The sequence below is a fragment of the Aurantimicrobium sp. INA4 genome (genome assembly GCF_027924525.1).
Lineage (GTDB): Bacteria > Actinomycetota > Actinomycetes > Actinomycetales > Microbacteriaceae > Aurantimicrobium.
The window spans coordinates 631,884-649,633 of the sequence record NZ_AP027040.1; the positions used below are offsets into that span (position 1 = coordinate 631,884).

11 protein-coding genes and 3 rRNA genes are annotated in these 17,750 nt (G+C 53.5%); 11 read left to right on the forward strand and 3 right to left on the reverse strand.

Annotated features, from left to right (window positions below; all coding sequences use genetic code 11):
• The first annotated feature begins 157 nt into the window (after nt 1-157).
• From AINA4_RS03200 to AINA4_RS03230, 7 genes are all read left to right on the forward strand, one after another.
• A 16S ribosomal RNA gene (locus tag AINA4_RS03200) occupies nt 158-1,678 on the forward strand.
• A 424-nt stretch (nt 1,679-2,102) separates the two neighbouring features.
• A 23S ribosomal RNA gene (locus AINA4_RS03205) occupies nt 2,103-5,218 on the forward strand.
• 134 nt (nt 5,219-5,352) lie between these two features.
• Nucleotides 5,353-5,469 (forward strand): 5S ribosomal RNA (rrf, locus tag AINA4_RS03210).
• Together the 16S, 23S and 5S rRNA genes form the textbook arrangement of a ribosomal RNA operon.
• A 113-nt stretch (nt 5,470-5,582) precedes the next feature.
• Nucleotides 5,583-7,427 carry a hypothetical protein gene (locus AINA4_RS03215; protein ID WP_281787495.1) on the forward strand — a complete coding sequence of 615 codons (1,845 nt, stop codon included), beginning with the start codon at nt 5,583-5,585 and terminating at the stop codon, nt 7,425-7,427.
• Between the two features lie 2 nt (nt 7,428-7,429).
• Entirely contained in the window at nt 7,430-8,509 is a 1,080-nt protein-coding gene (locus tag AINA4_RS03220) for an HAD-IIA family hydrolase (RefSeq protein ID WP_281787496.1), read from the forward strand.
• Nucleotides 8,510-8,553: 44 nt separating this feature from the next.
• Nucleotides 8,554-8,880 carry a hypothetical protein gene (locus AINA4_RS03225; RefSeq protein ID WP_281787497.1) on the forward strand — a complete coding sequence of 109 codons (327 nt, stop codon included), beginning with the start codon at nt 8,554-8,556 and terminating at the stop codon, nt 8,878-8,880.
• 8 nt (nt 8,881-8,888) lie between these two features.
• Nucleotides 8,889-9,149, forward strand: coding sequence for a hypothetical protein (locus tag AINA4_RS03230; RefSeq protein WP_281787498.1), 261 nt, complete (start codon nt 8,889-8,891; stop codon nt 9,147-9,149).
• Between the two features lie 57 nt (nt 9,150-9,206).
• On the opposite strand, the gene AINA4_RS03235 is transcribed toward AINA4_RS03230, so the two are convergent.
• Genes AINA4_RS03235 through AINA4_RS03245 form a run of 3 tightly spaced genes read right to left on the reverse strand, consistent with a single transcriptional unit; the run spans nt 9,207 to nt 13,198 of the window.
• Nucleotides 9,207-10,868 (reverse strand): cation acetate symporter, encoded by a 1,662-nt coding sequence (locus AINA4_RS03235; protein ID WP_281787499.1) that lies wholly within the window; start codon nt 10,866-10,868, stop codon nt 9,207-9,209.
• Nucleotides 10,865-11,218 (reverse strand): DUF485 domain-containing protein, encoded by a 354-nt coding sequence (locus AINA4_RS03240; protein WP_281787500.1) that lies wholly within the window; start codon nt 11,216-11,218, stop codon nt 10,865-10,867. The genes AINA4_RS03235 and AINA4_RS03240 overlap by 4 nt, the downstream gene beginning before the upstream one ends.
• A 51-nt stretch (nt 11,219-11,269) precedes the next feature.
• A complete protein-coding gene (locus tag AINA4_RS03245; protein WP_281787501.1) occupies nt 11,270-13,198 on the reverse strand; it encodes a propionyl-CoA synthetase in 1,929 nt (642 codons plus the stop codon).
• A 235-nt stretch (nt 13,199-13,433) separates the two neighbouring features.
• Between AINA4_RS03245 and AINA4_RS03250 the strand changes: the two genes are divergently transcribed.
• Genes AINA4_RS03250 through AINA4_RS03265 form a run of 4 tightly spaced genes read left to right on the forward strand, consistent with a single transcriptional unit; the run spans nt 13,434 to nt 17,722 of the window.
• On the forward strand, nt 13,434-14,096 hold the full coding sequence (locus AINA4_RS03250) for a GntR family transcriptional regulator (RefSeq protein WP_281787502.1): 663 nt from the start codon (nt 13,434-13,436) through the stop codon (nt 14,094-14,096).
• A gap of 27 nt (nt 14,097-14,123) precedes the next feature.
• Nucleotides 14,124-15,647 (forward strand): MmgE/PrpD family protein, encoded by a 1,524-nt coding sequence (locus tag AINA4_RS03255; RefSeq protein ID WP_281787503.1) that lies wholly within the window; start codon nt 14,124-14,126, stop codon nt 15,645-15,647.
• Nucleotides 15,647-16,558 (forward strand): methylisocitrate lyase, encoded by a 912-nt coding sequence (gene prpB / locus AINA4_RS03260; RefSeq protein ID WP_281787504.1) that lies wholly within the window; start codon nt 15,647-15,649, stop codon nt 16,556-16,558. Before AINA4_RS03255 ends, prpB begins: the two co-directional genes overlap by 1 nt.
• A 39-nt stretch (nt 16,559-16,597) precedes the next feature.
• Entirely contained in the window at nt 16,598-17,722 is a 1,125-nt protein-coding gene (locus AINA4_RS03265) for a bifunctional 2-methylcitrate synthase/citrate synthase (protein WP_281787505.1), read from the forward strand.
• The last annotated feature ends 28 nt before the right edge of the window (nt 17,723-17,750 follow it).

The window sequence follows — 17,750 nt, forward strand, 5'->3', positions numbered from 1 at the left end:
TGATGTACGGATTCCTTTGGAAAAAAATTAGACAACAAAACATGTCAGCAATGACTGTTCTGTTTTGTCAGTTTCAAACTCGTGACATTCGCCCTTATTCCGGGGAATGTCACATAAATAGATTTGCCACTAGCTTTTAGCCGGTGGCTATCAATCTTTTACGGAGAGTTTGATCCTGGCTCAGGACGAACGCTGGCGGCGTGCTTAACACATGCAAGTCGAACGATGAACCCGGAGCTTGCTCCGGCGGATTAGTGGCGAACGGGTGAGTAACACGTGAGTAACCTGCCCTTGACTCTGGGATAACTGCTAGAAATGGTAGCTAATACCGGATACGACCCTCGGCGGCATCGCCAGGGGGTGGAAAGAATTTCGGTCAAGGATGGACTCGCGGCCTATCAGCTAGTTGGTGAGGTAACGGCTCACCAAGGCGACGACGGGTAGCCGGCCTGAGAGGGTGACCGGCCACACTGGGACTGAGACACGGCCCAGACTCCTACGGGAGGCAGCAGTGGGGAATATTGCACAATGGGCGCAAGCCTGATGCAGCAACGCCGCGTGAGGGATGACGGCCTTCGGGTTGTAAACCTCTTTTAGTAGGGAAGAAGCGAAAGTGACGGTACCTGCAGAAAAAGCACCGGCTAACTACGTGCCAGCAGCCGCGGTAATACGTAGGGTGCAAGCGTTGTCCGGAATTATTGGGCGTAAAGAGCTCGTAGGCGGTTTGTCGCGTCTGCTGTGAAATCCCGAGGCTCAACCTCGGGCCTGCAGTGGGTACGGGCAAACTAGAGTGTGGTAGGGGAGATTGGAACTCCTGGTGTAGCGGTGGAATGCGCAGATATCAGGAAGAACACCGATGGCGAAGGCAGATCTCTGGGCCATTACTGACGCTGAGGAGCGAAAGCGTGGGGAGCGAACAGGATTAGATACCCTGGTAGTCCACGCCGTAAACGTTGGGAACTAGATGTAGGGTCCATTCCACGGATTCTGTGTCGCAGCTAACGCATTAAGTTCCCCGCCTGGGGAGTACGGCCGCAAGGCTAAAACTCAAAGGAATTGACGGGGGCCCGCACAAGCGGCGGAGCATGCGGATTAATTCGATGCAACGCGAAGAACCTTACCAAGGCTTGACATATACCGGAAAAGCGTAGAAATACGCTCCCCGTAAGGTCGGTATACAGGTGGTGCATGGTTGTCGTCAGCTCGTGTCGTGAGATGTTGGGTTAAGTCCCGCAACGAGCGCAACCCTCGTCCTATGTTGCCAGCACGTAATGGTGGGAACTCATGGGAGACTGCCGGGGTCAACTCGGAGGAAGGTGGGGATGACGTCAAATCATCATGCCCCTTATGTCTTGGGCTTCACGCATGCTACAATGGCCGATACAGAGGGCTGCAATACCGCAAGGTGGAGCGAATCCCAAAAAGTCGGTCTCAGTTCGGATTGAGGTCTGCAACTCGACCTCATGAAGTCGGAGTCGCTAGTAATCGCAGATCAGCAACGCTGCGGTGAATACGTTCCCGGGCCTTGTACACACCGCCCGTCAAGTCATGAAAGTCGGTAACACCCGAAGCCAGTGGCCTAACCGCAAGGAAGGAGCTGTCGAAGGTGGGATCGGTGATTAGGACTAAGTCGTAACAAGGTAGCCGTACCGGAAGGTGCGGCTGGATCACCTCCTTTCTAAGGAGCATTTGGAGACTTCGGTCTTCCAGAGCCTCTACTCAGACGAATGTTCTGAGGAGGTTAGCTCATGGGTGGAACATTGACATTGATTCAGAACCAAATGGTTCACAGTTAGTACGGTCTTCGGACTTGGAACGCAGTGCTCCAGGAGAGTCTGAATACGCACGCTGTTGGGTCCTGAGGGACCGGGACACCAGGTTTTACTTGGTGAAACGAACCTCTGGACCTTTCTTCGTTTACATCACTCGTAAACAAGAGGGGTACCGCCCGTACTTTGAGAACTACACAGTGGACGCGAGCATCTTAGATTCAGAGATTTATCTCTGAATCACAAAGATCATATTGAGCGTAAATTAATTTACGTTCCGATAGATCATTGGTCAATTTTTCTATAACGAAAAATCGATTCAAACTCATGTGATTTCAAATTTCTAAGAGCAAACGGTGGATGCCTTGGCATCTGGAGCCGAAGAAGGACGTAGTAATCTGCGATAAGCCTCGGGGAGCTGATAAACGAGCTTTGATCCGAGGATTTCCGAATGGGGAAACCCCGCTGGGCCCGCAAGGTGACCCAGTGACTCCCGCCTGAATATATAGGGCGGGTAGAGGGAACGTGGGGAAGTGAAACATCTCAGTACCCACAGGAAGAGAAAACAAAAGTGATTCCGTAAGTAGTGGCGAGCGAACGCGGAAGAGGCTAAACCGATCATGTGTGATATCCGGTAGGAGTTGCATGGTCGGGGTTGCGGGACTTTTCATTCTGTTCTACCGAGCAGTGAGCGTTACAACGTTGTATAGACGAATGGTCTTGAAAGGCCAGTCATAGAGGGTGCCAACCCCGTAGTCGAAATGCAGCAATGGCGCGAGAAGTATCCCAAGTAGCACGGGGCCCGAGAAATCCCGTGTGAATCTGTCAGGACCACCTGATAAGCCTAAATACTCCCAGATGACCGATAGCGGACAAGTACCGTGAGGGAAAGGTGAAAAGTACCCCGGGAGGGGAGTGAAATAGTACCTGAAACCGTTTGCTTACAAACCGTTGGAGCACCCTTGTAGGTGTGACAGCGTGCCTTTTGAAGAATGAGCCTGCGAGTTAGTGATATGTGGCGAGGTTAACCCGTGAGGGGAAGCCGTAGCGAAAGCGAGTCTTAATAGGGCGTTTCAGTCGCATGTTCTAGACCCGAAGCGAAGTGATCTATCCATGGCCAGGTTGAAGCGACGGTAAGACGTCGTGGAGGACCGAACCCACTTAGGTTGAAAACTGAGGGGATGAGCTGTGGATAGGGGTGAAAGGCCAATCAAACTTCGTGATAGCTGGTTCTCTCCGAAATGCATTTAGGTGCAGCGTTGCGTGTTTCTTGCCGGAGGTAGAGCTACTGGATGGCCGATGGGCCCCACCGGGTTACTGACGTCAGCCAAACTCCGAATGCCGGTAAGTGAGAGCGCAGCAGTGAGACAGTGGGGGATAAGCTTCATTGTCGAGAGGGAAACAACCCAGACCACCAACTAAGGTCCCAAAGCGCGTGCTAAGTGGAAAAGGATGTGGAGTTGCAGTGACAACCAGGAGGTTGGCTTAGAAGCAGCCACCCTTGAAAGAGTGCGTAATAGCTCACTGGTCAAGTGATTCCGCGCCGACAATGTAACGGGGCTCAAGCACGCCACCGAAGTTGTGGCATTGATATATATTGGTAGGCCTTCGTGGTCCAGCCGTATTGATGGGTAGGAGAGCGTCGTGTGGCCAGCGAAGCGGCGGTGGAAACCAGCCGTGGAGGCTACACGAGTGAGAATGCAGGCATGAGTAGCGAAAGGGGAGTGAGAAACTCCCCCTCCGGAAGACCAAGGGTTCCAGGGTCAAGCTAATCTTCCCTGGGTAAGTCGGGACCTAAGGCGAGGCCGACAGGCGTAGTCGATGGACAACGGGTTGATATTCCCGTACTGACGAAAAACCGCCCAAACTAATCCAGTAATGCTAAGTGTCTGAATCCACCTGATCTGAGACTTCGGTCGACGACGGGCTGGCCTAGCACACGACCCTATGCTGGTGCGGTTAGCGTATTAACAGGTGTGACGCAGGAAGGTAGTCAAGCCGGGCGATGGTTGTCCCGGTCTAAGGCCGTAGGGCGAGAGATAGGCAAATCCGTCTCTCATTAAGCCTGAGAACCGATGGGTAGCTCTCACGAGCGAAATTGATGATCCTATGCTGCCAAGAAAAGCATCGACGCGAGGTTTTAGTCACCCGTACCCCAAACCGACTCAGGTGGTCAGGTAGAGAATACTAAGGAGATCGAGAGAATCGTGGTTAAGGAACTCGGCAAAATGCCCCCGTAACTTCGGGAGAAGGGGGGCCTGAGGCGTGTAGGGATTTACTCCTGAAGCGTTTGAAGGCCGCAGAGACCAGTGGGAAGCGACTGTTTACTAAAAACACAGGTCCGTGCCAAGTCGCAAGACGATGTATACGGACTGACGCCTGCCCGGTGCTGGAAGGTTAAGAGGAGCGGTTAGCGTAAGCGAAGCTGCGAATTTAAGCCCCAGTAAACGGCGGTGGTAACTATAACCATCCTAAGGTAGCGAAATTCCTTGTCGGGTAAGTTCCGACCTGCACGAATGGCGTAACGACTTCCCAGCTGTCTCAACCGCGAACTCGGCGAAATTGCACTACGAGTAAAGATGCTCGTTACGCGCAGAAGGACGGAAAGACCCCGTGACCTTTACTACAGCTTGGTATTGGTGTTCGGTGTGACTTGTGTAGGATAGGTGGGAGACTTTGAAGCTGGCACGCTAGTGTCGGTGGAGTCATTGTTGAAATACCACTCTGGTCACTCTGGACATCTAACCATGAACCGTAATCCGGTTCTGGGACAGTGCCTGGTGGGTAGTTTAACTGGGGCGGTTGCCTCCCAAAAAGTAACGGAGGCGCCCAAAGGTTCCCTCAACCTGGTTGGCAATCAGGTGGCGAGTGTAAGTGCACAAGGGAGCTTGACTGTGAGACTGACAGGTCGAGCAGGGACGAAAGTCGGGACTAGTGATCCGGCAGTGGCTTGTGGAAGCGCTGTCGCTCAACGGATAAAAGGTACCTCGGGGATAACAGGCTGATCTTGCCCAAGAGTCCATATCGACGGCATGGTTTGGCACCTCGATGTCGGCTCGTCGCATCCTGGGGCTGGAGTAGGTCCCAAGGGTTGGGCTGTTCGCCCATTAAAGCGGTACGCGAGCTGGGTTTAGAACGTCGTGAGACAGTTCGGTCCCTATCCTCTGCGCGCGCAGGAAATTTGAGAGGATCTGTCCTTAGTACGAGAGGACCGGGACGGACCAACCTCTGGTGTGTCAGTTGTTCCGCCAGGAGCACCGCTGATTAGCTACGTTGGGAATGGATAACCGCTGAAAGCATCTAAGCGGGAAGCCGGCCTCAAGATGAGATTTCCATCCCTTCGGGGGAGAGGCTCGCAGCTAGACTACTGCGTTGATAGGCCGGATGTGGAAGTGGGGACTAAAGACCCATGGAGCTGACCGGTACTAATAAGCCAATAATTTGATAATCACTACACATAACCTGTTGTAAGGCTAGGTTTTGTGGCCTGATGTTCGCGTCCACTGAGTGGTTCTCGATGTACGGTCGAGAACTGCGCATACATCGTATGTGCACGTTTCACTTTGATATACATCAATAGTGTTTCGGCGGCCATAGCGAGAGGGAAACGCCCGGTTACATTCCGAACCCGGAAGCTAAGACTCTCAGCGCCGATGGTACTGCAGGGGGGACCCTGTGGGAGAGTAGGACACCGCCGGACTTCTTTGTAAAAGAGCCACCCGTTTTTACGGGTGGCTCTTTTGCGTTAAGCTAGACCACGTAGTTCTCAATTCGTCTTGTGAACTGCGTTCAAATTACACAGAGGACTCTTTGATGAGCGAAGAAGATAAAGATTTCGGCACGCCTGAACGTGTTGATCGACCCCGCCGAGACGGCCAGGGTTCCAGAAACAACCGCCCAGAGAGTTCTCGTGAACAGCGCCCCAATCGCTACGGTGTTCCACGCGATGGTTCACGTCCACAGCGTGATGGTCGCCCAGGGCAATCACGCGGTGAACAACCCACGTATGGTGAGCGTGCCTCGCGTCCAGATCGTGAAGATCGACCCCGCTATGGAGATCGCCCCCACAGAGGTGATCGTCCAAGCTATGGTGACCGCCCTCAGCGCAGTGACCGTCCTGCTTATGGAGCACGCCCTGATCGAGGAGAGCGTCCTCGTTATGGCGATCGTGATGGTGCTCCGCGCGCTGATCGTCCTCGCTTTGGGGATCGTGATGGTGCTGGCCGTGGTGACCGACCACAACGTCCTTCGGGGGAGCGTTCTTCCTATAGTGAACGCCCTGACCGAAATGACCGTCCTGAACGCGGCGGTTATAGCCGCGGTGGTTCACAAGGTGCACCCCGTGGCGAACGCACAGGTAATGACCGTGGTGGCCGTCCCGCATACGGTGATCGTGGTCCCCGCCCCGAACGCACAGAGCGTTCTTATGGCGATAAGCCACAACGGTCTAATGAGCGCAGCTATGGCGACAGGCCACAACGCAATGAACGCCCCTACGGTGATCGCCCTCAGCGGTCTCAAGACCGCCCCTCATATGGAGATCGTCCCGAGCGTCCACGCTATGGAGACCGTGGTGGTCGCCCAGATCGTGCAGGTGCTCCACGCACTGGAGGCCGCAATTTTGGCGATCGTGACGAGCGTCGTCCACGTTTTGAGGAGCCTGAGCTTACTGAAGAACAGAGGATGGCACGCGAGCTTCGTATGGTTCGCCCCCACCACGAAGATCCCTGGATTGATGATGATGTCACGGATGACATGCTCGACAAAGCAGCGCGCAATGAGCTGAAAACCCTCACCAAAGAGAATGCAGAGCGCGTTGCCAAGCATTTAGTCATGGCAGTGAGACTGATGGATGAGAATCCTGAGCTGGCGCACCAGCACGTTCTTTCTGCTGCTCGTCGTGCTGGACGTATTGCGATTGTTCGAGAAACGCTGGGTATTACTGCATATGCGATAGGCGATTTTGCCCTGGCGCTACGTGAATTGCGCACTTACCGCCGTATTTCTGGTTCAAATGAACAAATTGCGCTGATGGTTGATTCTGAGCGTGGTGTTGGACGCCCAGATAAGGCATTGGAGCTGGGGCGTTCAGTTGATAAATCAACCCTGTCTGAACCAACACAGGTTGCCTTAGCTATAGCAATGTCGGGTGCACGACTTGATTTAGATCAGGTCGATCTAGCGTTAGCTGAACTAGAAATTCCTCAACTAGACCCGTCCAAAGCGTTCACATATAGCCCAGCATTGTTCCATGCGTATGCCGAGGTGTTAGAAGAGTTGGGCCGTCACCAAGAGGCTGCCGAGTGGTCAACGTGTGCTGAAGTTGCTGAACGGGCACTCATCGATGCTCAGTTGATTGCTTCGACAGATGAAGACGAACAAGACATCATCGTATTTGAAGAAGAATTAGAAGAAGACCAGTTTGATCTGGTCAGCGAAGGACCTCTTGATGTTGAGACTCTCGCACTGGCCGATGTCATTAGCTCTGGCGCCTTCGAGGAGTCAGACAGCGCTGAAGTTGAGCTATCTGACACTGAACTGAGCATCGCAGAGCAAGATGCTCTCATCGCTGAAGGTATTGGTCCAGATGATCTTCTTGAGGATGATGTTCGTCAAATCCTATTGGAGACTGCTCACCTGGATGAAGAGGGGAAATAGGCGTGAGTCTGTTTTCTAAGAAACAGCCAATTTTGGGTCCTAGCCCCGTGGAGGGTAAATCTGTAGTGCTGGCGGATCTCGATGGCGTCGTTTATGCAGGTCCTGGCGCTATAGATTATGCGGTTGAGTCACTTAACTCTGTCGCAGAACGCACTCGGGTTGGTTACATCACGAACAATGCCTCACGCACAGCAGCTAGTGTTGCCTTTCACCTTCGTGAGCTTGGTTTGGACTGTGCTGAAGAGGACGTTGTGACTTCGCCTCAAGCAGCAATGCACCTGCTTGCTGAGGTTGTGGAGCCAGGGTCCACCATTTTGGTTGTCGGCGGTGAAGGCTTGACTTACGAGTTGGAAAAGAACGGTTACACCGTTACTTTCTCGGCAGAAGATAACCCAGCTGCTGTCATTCAGGGGTTTTCACCCGAGCTTGGTTGGAAACAGCTTGCAGAAGCAGCTTTTGCATTGAATGCTCGACCCAGTGCTGATGCCTTTGGCGGAACCGTCACAGATGCACAGGGCGAGGGCATTCCGTGGGTTGCCACAAACATGGACTGGACTATCCCTGTTGCTCGTGGTGTTGCCCCCGGTAATGGAACGTTGGTTTCTGCTGTGCACACCGCAGTTGGTCGTTTACCTCGGGTTGCAGGTAAGCCCGAACTTCCCATCTTCGAGGAGGCAGCCCGTCGCTTCGGCACTTCCGAAGCTCCAGAGACTGCATTGTTTATTGGTGATCGTCTCGACACCGATGTCATGGGTGGTAATCGTGCGGGAATGGAAACAGTTCTTGTGCTCACCGGTATTGATCAACCCAAGCAACTACTTGCAGCTCCTGCAGGGTCACGTCCGACCTATATTCTCGGGGACCTCCGCGAGCTTCAGTTGCCCTATCCCACCCCGGTAACAAACAAAGACGGGTCAGTCACGGTCCGTGGAGCCACGGTGCGTAAAGAGGGCATGGATTTGGTGATCGTCAGCAGAGGAGAAGACAAGTTGGATCTTCTTCGAGCTGCGTGCCAAGTTATCTGGGATAGCGGTTTGGCCATCTTTGGTTTCACAGTCCCTGAGGAGCTCTACCGTTTCTAATCTCCTCGCGTTAGTGTGAGAACACAGCGAAGGGGGCTCGTATCATGGCTCACAGGACGGTAATGCCCTCAACCAAGCTGGGACGATGGGGTTTTGGGCTCATCATTACAGCGGCAGGACTTGTTGCTCTTTCGATGATCACAGCGCTGTTCTTGAGTAATCCTGCAGCTGGAACGGCTTATAACGTTTTGGGCATTCTGGCGCCCGTATTCATTCTTGTGAGCCTAGTTTCGCTTGTTCTTTCGTGGATCGCCATCCTCAAGCACAAAGACCGAGGATTATTGTTGATTATTTTCGCCTCCGTCCTCACAGCCCTGTTTCTGTTTTTCTTCATCGGCGAGGTTGCCGAATCTAGTTGGTCTGGAAATTAGGGGAAATCATGACGTTTTTACCCAAAACTGCCACGGGGAAGTGGGGCTTTGGCCTCAGCCTGGCATTTGCTGTGTTGTTTTTGCTCAAAGTGTTGGCGCGTCTCCCGCTTCCGTCGATGGCCATTTTTGCGGTGGGAATAGCAGGGGTTGTTCTTAACGTGCTTGCGTTGTTTAGAGGCGAGCGCTCCATCTTGTTTTATGTTCTAGGTGGTCTGATTAGCTCTTTTGTTCTGTTCTGGATTGGCGGAGAAATACTTTTTCCGCATTAATTTCGTTAACGAGTGAGGGCCCCGGTATTGCTACCGGGGCCCTCACTGTTGGTGTTCTTAGTGGTGAACTTCCTTCTCTGCACCGTGACCGGTGAGTGAACGAACTTCCATCTCTGCGGCAAGCCAAGCGTTTTCCTTACGACCACCTGCATAGGTTCCGAGGATACCGAGCAGGAATGCCAGAGGAATCGAAACGATACCTGGGTTGTCCAGTGGGAACCAGTGGAAGTCAACACCCTTGATCATGGAGGCAGTGAGCTCTCCAGTCTTGGGGTCAAGCTTTCCGGAAACCACGGGGGAGAAGATGATCAGAACGATCGAGGAGATCAAACCACCGTACATCGACCACAATGCACCACGAGTGTTAAAGCGGCGCCAGTAGAGCGAGTAGATGATGGTGGGCAGGTTTGCGGAAGCTGCAACAGCGAAAGCCAGTGCAACCAAGAACGCAATGTTCTGGCCCTGAACCGCAATACCACCGATGATTGCGAGGACACCAATGACAACAATGGTGATGCGTGCAATCTTGACCTCAGCGTTGGGGCGAACCTCACCGCGCTTGATCACGTTGGCATAAATGTCGTGTGCGAACGATGTAGCAGCGGTGATGGTCAAACCAGCAACCACAGCCAAAATCGTTGCGAACGCGATAGCGGAAACGATACCCAACAGAACGGGGCCACCGAGAGCTGCAGCAAGCAGCGGAGCAGCCGAGTTTGGTCCGCCAGGTGCTGCGGCGATGGTTGCTGGGCCAACGAGGACCAGTGCACCGAAGCCGAGAACCAGGGTGAAGAGGTAGAACGCACCGATGAGCCAAATAGCCCACACAACGGACTTACGAGCTTCCTTAGCGGTAGGAACCGTGTAGAAACGCATGAGAACGTGAGGCAGACCAGCGGTACCTAGTACAAGAGCCATACCGAGAGAGATGAAGTCGATAGGGTTCTTGCCGTACTTGTTACCAGGCTTGAGAGCATCAAAGGGAACTTCGAGAGCAGCAGCTGCTTCCTGACCCTTGGTGAGTAGGTGACCGAGGTCAAAACCGTTGAGTGCGAGCACCCAAATGGTCATGATTCCAGCACCAGCAATAAGCAAAGCTGCCTTGATGATCTGAACCCAAGTCGTACCCTTCATACCACCAACGAGAACGTAGATCACCATGAGGATACCTACGACCGCAACAACCAAGGAGGTTGCAACAGTGTCCGTTGCGGGGATACCCAGCAGCAGTGACACGAGGCCACCGGCACCAGCCATCTGAGCCAGGAGGTAGAAGAAGCAGACAACCAAGGTAGAGATAGCTGCGGCCAGACGCACTGGGCGCTGGTGGAGGCGGAATGAAAGTACGTCCGCCATGGTGAACTTACCTGTGTTGCGCATGAGCTCTGCGACGAGAAGCAGAGCTACCAGCCATGCAACAAGGAAGCCGATGGAGTAAAGGAATCCGTCGTAACCGCTAAGTGCAATAGCACCGGTAATTCCGAGGAAGGATGCGGCTGAGAGGTAGTCACCTGCGATAGCCATACCGTTCTGGCCACCAGTGAACGAACGTCCACCTGCGTAGAACTCGTTAGCGGACTTGTTGTTACGACCAGCGCGAATAACGATAATCATCGTCACGATGACGAACGCAGCGAAGATGCTGATGTTCAGGACGGGGTTGTTATCACTTGCGCTAGTTGTTACTGCGTCAGCAGCGAAAATGAGTGCGTTGCTCATGCGGCACCTGCCTTCTGCTTAGCTTCGAGCTCCTGACGGAGTTCAGTTGCCAGTGGGTCAAGACGCTTGTTGGCGTAGCTCACGTACCACTGGGTGATGGCGAAGGTCGTGACGAACTGAGCGAGACCCAGAATCAGACCGATATTGACAGAACCGAACACGGGTGTTGCCATCCATGCCGATGCAAAAGTAGCCAGAACGACGTAGAGGAAGTACCACGCCAATGCTGCTACGAGTAGTGGAATAACGAATCCGCGCTGACGCTTTCGCAATTCCTTGTATTTTGGTGTTTCTTCGAAGGCAGGATAATCAATCCTGTGATGACCCTTCTCGGTCTCTTCGTTACTCACACGGCCTCCTTGCCTAATGTGTTTGGGGGTATTGCAGTGAATCTGCCGGATTTAGGCCGGCTTCATCGGTTCAGGGTTGCCCACGAGGGCAACCGTGAGATCTTCGAGGACACTGATGTCCTCAATCGTTGGTGGGACGACGAAATCTTCGCCATCCACTATCTGACGCATTGTTTTGCGCAGAATCTTTCCTGAACGGGTCTTGGGAAGGCGCTCGAGTACGAGCACGTCGCGGAAGGCAGCTACGGGGCCTACCTTTTCTCGGACCAATTGCACCAGTTCGGAACAAATCTCGTCGTGGTTCCGGTCAACGCCTGCCTTGAGGGTGACAAAACCACTAGCTCTCTGGCCTTTAAGTTCATCTTTCACGCCGATAACAGCACATTCAGCAACATCAGGGTGGTGTGCGAGTGCTTCTTCCAGCTGACCGGTTGAAAGTCGATGTCCGGCAACGTTAATGACATCATCGGTGCGGCCCATGACGAATACATAGCCATCTTCATCGATATAGCCGGAGTCTCCGGTTGCGTAATACCCATCAAACGCATCCAGGTAGGCCTTCTGGTAGCCGTCTGGTCGACCCCATAATCCGGCTAGAGTTCCTGGGGGCATGGGGAGCTTAATGACGATGTTTCCTTCTTCGCCGGCAGCAACGTGGTTGCCTTTGCCGTCGACAACTTCAACTTTGTAGCCAGGAACTGGAACAGTCGAAGACCCAGGCTTGATTGGTAGCGTTTCAATACCGCGAGGGTTGGCCGTTATCGCCCAGCCTGTTTCAGTCTGCCACCAGTGATCTACCACAGGAATGCCCAGGCCTTCACTCGCCCATTCCAATGTTTCTGTGTCTAGGCGTTCTCCAGCCATAAAAAGTGTGTGCATGGAGCTTACGTCGTACCGCGCCAGTTCCTTGAGCTCAGGATCTACTCGTCGGATTGCACGAAGTGCAGTGGGGGCAGTGAAGAGTGCACGAACCTTGTACTCATCCACGATGCGCCAGAAAGCTCCCGCATCCGGAGTTCCAACTGGCTTACCTTCATAAATGACGGTGGTTGCCCCAGCTAACAGGGGAGCGTAGACAATGTACGAGTGGCCCACGACCCAGCCCACATCGGATGCTGCCCACATCACTTCACCGGGCTTGATGTTGTAAATGTTGGCCATGGACCATGTCAGGGCAACAGCGTGACCGCCATTGTCTCTCATAATGCCCTTGGGATTTCCGGTAGTGCCGGAGGTGTAGAGAACGTAGAGCGGGTCGGTTGCGAGGACAGGAACACAGTCAGCGGGCGTTGCCTTTGCCGCGGCGTCATCCCAGTCCAACCACGTCACGCCATTGACCCCGTTGTAGGTCTTGATAGTGCCAGGAACGTTGCGGCGTTCTTTCACAATCACGGTGTGAATGGAACCTTGTGATAGCTCGAGAGCTTCAGCAACCATGGGTAGGTATTCAACAGTTCGCCCAGGCTCAAGACCACCTGAGGCAGTGACCAGTACTTTTGGCTTCGCATCGTCGATGCGAACCGCTAATTCGTTTGCGGCGAATCCGCCAAACACGACTGAGTGGACAGCGCCGATTCGAGCGCAGGCCAGCATCGCAATGATGGCCTGAGGGATCATGGGGAGATAGATAATGACCCGATCACCCTTGGTGACTCCCTGGGCAATCAATACCCCAGCAAATGCTTTGATGTCCTCAAGAAGTTCAGCGTAGGTGAAGCGATCTTTGACTCCGGTCATGGCCGAGTCATAAATGACGGCGGTTTGATCACCGCGACCTTCGAGTACGTGTCGATCTACGGCGTTGAAACAGGTGTTGAGCTCAGCTGCAGGGAACCAGCGGTAGACAGGAGCACCTGAGTCATCGAGAGCTTCAGTGGGGGGAGTAATCCAGTCGATGGCCTTGGCGGCGTCTAGCCAGTACTTCTCAGGGTTCGAGGCGCTGGCTTCATACACCGATTGGTAGTTTTGTGCTGCAGTCATCTCTCGCCTCCCCTTTGAGTATGGGGTTCTCCTCGTTGAGAACTCCGTGAGTTGTGCTGCCAATTTCTTGAGCTGAAAAACACCTCAGAAATAAACGCTAGGGATGACTGTATACACAAAATGACTATTTGTGCAATATTTCTGCAACTATTGCGTGTTGCGAGCCCTGTGTGTATACATAGAGGGAGTAAGTCTGTATACAATGAAGTTGTTGGGGCTGGTCAAGGGAGACAACATGAGAGCAAGTGACAAGGCATATCGGACGCTTCTCCACGAAATTGTCGACGGCGATTTAGCGCCGGGGACCGTCTTGGCCGAGGTTGAACAATCCACTCGCCTGGGAGTCTCGCGCACACCACTTCGTGAAGCGCTCTCCAGACTGATGGCAGACGGACTGGTTGAATCCGCTCCTGGTCGCGGCGTCGTTGTCACCGAAGTTTCACTAGAAAACATCGCTGAGCTTTACGAAGTTCGAGAAGCGCTCGAAGAGCAAGCTGCTCGTTTAGCTGCCCAACGTCGTGATCCCAAAGTCTTTATCAAGATTGCCGAAGAATTTGCTCACGCTTCTGAACTGATTGAGTCAGGAGCAGAAGGTGTTCGTCACTACTACGAGCTCAACGAAAAATTGGATGAAGCTGTCGACGAGGCCGTCCAGAATGCGTATTTAGTTTCAGCGCTACAAAATGCTCGCGTTCACCTTTCTCGAATTCGCCGAATGGCAAAAGATAATCCTGCGCGCCTGCATGAAAGTGTTTCGGAAACTATCTTGATTATCCAAGCCATCATCGATGGTGATGCTGCATTGGCCGCGCATGCCACCCACGTTCACCTACACAAATCTTTGACCAATATCCGCGCCTCCGTGAAGGGGCACCTCAAATCAGTTGACGTGGCATAACCACATCAACATCCCGAAGGGAAGCTCATGAAGTTGCACAAAGTCCGCGTTTATAAGAGCGAAGAAACTCTTGAGCGTAAAGACCAACTCGCCTGGAAAATCGCGGAGGTAGCTTCTGATCCAGTAGAGGTAACCGCAGAGGTGACTGACATGGTCATCAACCGCATTATTGATAATGCCTCTGTAGCAGTAGCTTCTCTCACTCGTAAGCCTGTTGTATCTGCGCGTTCACAAGCACTCGCACATCCTGTTTCCACCGGCGGCAATGGCGCCAACCTGTTTGGAGAGCCACAGGATGTGCGTGTATCTCCAGAATGGGCTGCCTGGGCTAATGGTGTTGCTGTGCGTGAACTCGACTACCACGACACCTTCCTTGCAGCAGAATACTCGCACCCCGGTGACAACATTCCGCCCATTCTGGCTGTCGCCCAGCACGTCGGCGTCTCAGGTGCAGACCTTATTCGCGGTATTGCAACCGGTTACGAAATTCAGGTCGACCTCGTGAAGGCCATCTGCTTGCACAAGCACAAGATTGACCACGTAGCTCACCTCGGCCCCTCTGCTGCTGCCGGTATCGGAACGATGTTGAAGCTTCCTGCTGAAACCATCTACCAGGCAATCGGTCAAGCACTGCACACCACCACGGCTACTCGTCAGTCACGTAAGGGTGAGATTTCTTCATGGAAGGCGCATGCTCCCGCATTTGCCGGGAAGATGGCTGTTGAGGCAGTTGACCGCGCTATGCGTGGAGAGACCAGCCCCACCCCCATCTACGAAGGTGAAGATGGTGTGATTGCGTGGATGCTTGACGGACCCACTGCAGCATACGAAGTACCCCTTCCCGAAAAGGGAGAAGCCAAGCGCGGAATCCTTGACACGTACACCAAGGAACACTCTGCTGAGTACCAAGCGCAGGCTCTTATTGACCTTGCCCGCAAGATTCACAACGAACACCCTGAAGTGACCAACCCAGAGAACGTAAAGTCTGTGGTGATTCACACCTCACACCACACCCACTACGTCATTGGCTCGGGCGCAAACGACCCCCAGAAGTATGACCCCACAGCCAGCCGTGAGACTTTAGATCACTCAATTCCTTATATCTTCACTGTTGCGTTGCAGGATGGTACCTGGCACCACGTAGACAGCTACGCTCCCGCTCGGGCATCTCGCGCAGACACCGTCGCACTGTGGAACAAGACCACTACGCTCGAAGACGCCGAGTGGACTCGTCGTTACCACTCCGAAGACCCTGCAGTGAAGGCATTCGGTGGTCGTGTGGAAATCACACTCAACGATGGAACGGTAATTGTTGATGAGCTTGCTGTCGCAGATGCACACCCCCTCGGTGCTCGTCCATTTGCTCGTGAGCAATACATCAACAAGTTCCGTATTCTCGCCGACGGTGTCATTGACGACGCAGAAGTTGAGCGCTTCTTGACACTTGTTCAGCGCCTGCCTGAACTCACCGCTGAAGAGATTGGCGGTTTGACCGTCACCGCCAAGCCAGGCGTTCTGTCCTCAGTGCCTCTGCCCAAGGGCCTGTTCTAATGCTGTATGCCAAGACAACTCCAGCTGAAAAGCGTCGCCTTTTCCGTGAGCGTTTAGCCACCGGTGAACTGCTGCAGTTCCCTGGTGCGTTTAACCCGCTCTCGGCCAAACTCATTCAGAGCAAGGGTTTTGACGGTGTCTACATCTCTGGTGCTGTCTTGGCGGCGGACCTGGGTTTGCCTGACATTGGGTTAACCACGTTGAGCGAGGTTGCTGGTCGTGGGGAGCAAATTGCTCGCATGACAGATCTCCCTGCTCTCATCGATGCCGACACCGGTTTTGGTGAACCCCTCAACTTAGCTCGCACCGTGCAGACTCTCGAAGACGCCGGTGTTGCTGGTCTTCACATCGAAGATCAGCACAACCCTAAGCGGTGTGGACATCTTGATGGCAAGAACGTTGTCGATGACAACACCGCCATCAAACGCATTAAGGCAGCGGTAGATGCACGCCGTGATGAGAACCTTCTCATCATGGCCCGCACCGACATTCGCGCAGTTGAGGGTCTCGATGCAGCTATAGATCGCGCCAAGATGCTTGTTGATGCTGGCGCTGATGCCATCTTCCCTGAGGCGATGAAAGATCTCAGTGAGTTTGAGGCCATGCGAGCTGCTCTCGATGTTCCTGTTTTGGCAAACATGACCGAGTTTGGCAAGAGCGAACTCTTCACCAAGAAGCAGTTGGCAGATATCGGCATCAACATTGTGATCTACCCAGTCTCACTATTGCGTCTGGCCATGGGTTCTGCTGTTCGAGGACTTGATTCTCTTCGCGAAACTGGATCCTTCCAGGCATCTGTGCCTGAGATGCAGACTCGTGCAGATCTCTACGAAACCCTCGACTACGAGGCTTACAACCACTTTGATTCAGGCATTTTCAACTTTGACCTGAGCACACACACCAAGCACTAACTCGAACGACACGTTCGTCTCAACCTGTGAGGACAAGCTATGACGGAACAACCACAGATATTTAAGGGCTTAGCTGGCGTTGTGGTCGATGCAACCGCGATTTCTAAAGTTAACCCCGAGACCAACTCATTGCTCTATCGCGGATACCCGGTACAAGAACTTGCTGCTAGCAAGAGCTTCGAAGAGGTTGCGTGGCTACTGTGGCACGGAGAGCTTCCTACAGCATCAGAATTGGCAGGTTTTCAAAAATCTGAGCGCGCCCAGCGCGCCCTGGATGCCCATGTCAAGCGCGTCATTGATGAACTTCCGCTCACCGCCCACCCCATGGATGTTGTGCGCACTGCTGTCAGTGTTATTGGTGCGTCAGATCCCACAACTGATGACTCGTCGGCGGAGGGAAACCTGGCCAAGAGCATCACACTCTTTGCCAAGCTTCCGGCAATCGTCTCCTATGACCAGCGTCGCCGCCGTGGCGAGGGTGTTATTGAACCCCGCGAGGACCTGGACTACTCAGCCAACTTCCTCTGGATGAGCTTTGGTGAAATTCCTGATGACGTTGTTGTTGATGCATTCCGTGTTTCGTTGATTTTGTATGCGGAGCACTCCTTCAATGCTTCGACCTTCACCGCTCGCGTGATTACCTCAACCCTGTCTGACCTTTACTCGGCAGTAACCGGCGCTATTGGAGCGCTTAAGGGCCCCCTCCACGGTGGTGCCAATGAAGCTGTGCTTCACATCTTCAACGAAATCGGGTTTGGACCCAACGCACATGAGCGTGCTGAAGCATGGCTCGAGCAGGCATTGGCTGAAAAGCGCAAAATCATGGGCTTTGGTCACCGTGTCTACAAAAAGGGCGACTCACGTGTACCCACCATGCGCAAGTCCATGGTTGAGCTCATTGAGTACTACAACCGCCCCGATGTTCTTGACCTCTATGAAGGCCTTGAAGCGGCTATGACCGAGCGTAAGGGAATTCTTCCCAACCTGGATTACCCTTCAGGTCCGGCCTATCACTTGATGGGCTTTGACACCCTCACCTTCACCCCAATTTTCGTGGCAGCACGAATCACCGGCTGGACTGCTCACATCATGGAGCAGCTCCAAGCAAATGCTCTTATCCGCCCGTTGTCGGCCTACAACGGTGTGGATGAGCGTCACCTCTGAACACATAGGGGATATGAGTAAAGCCTTG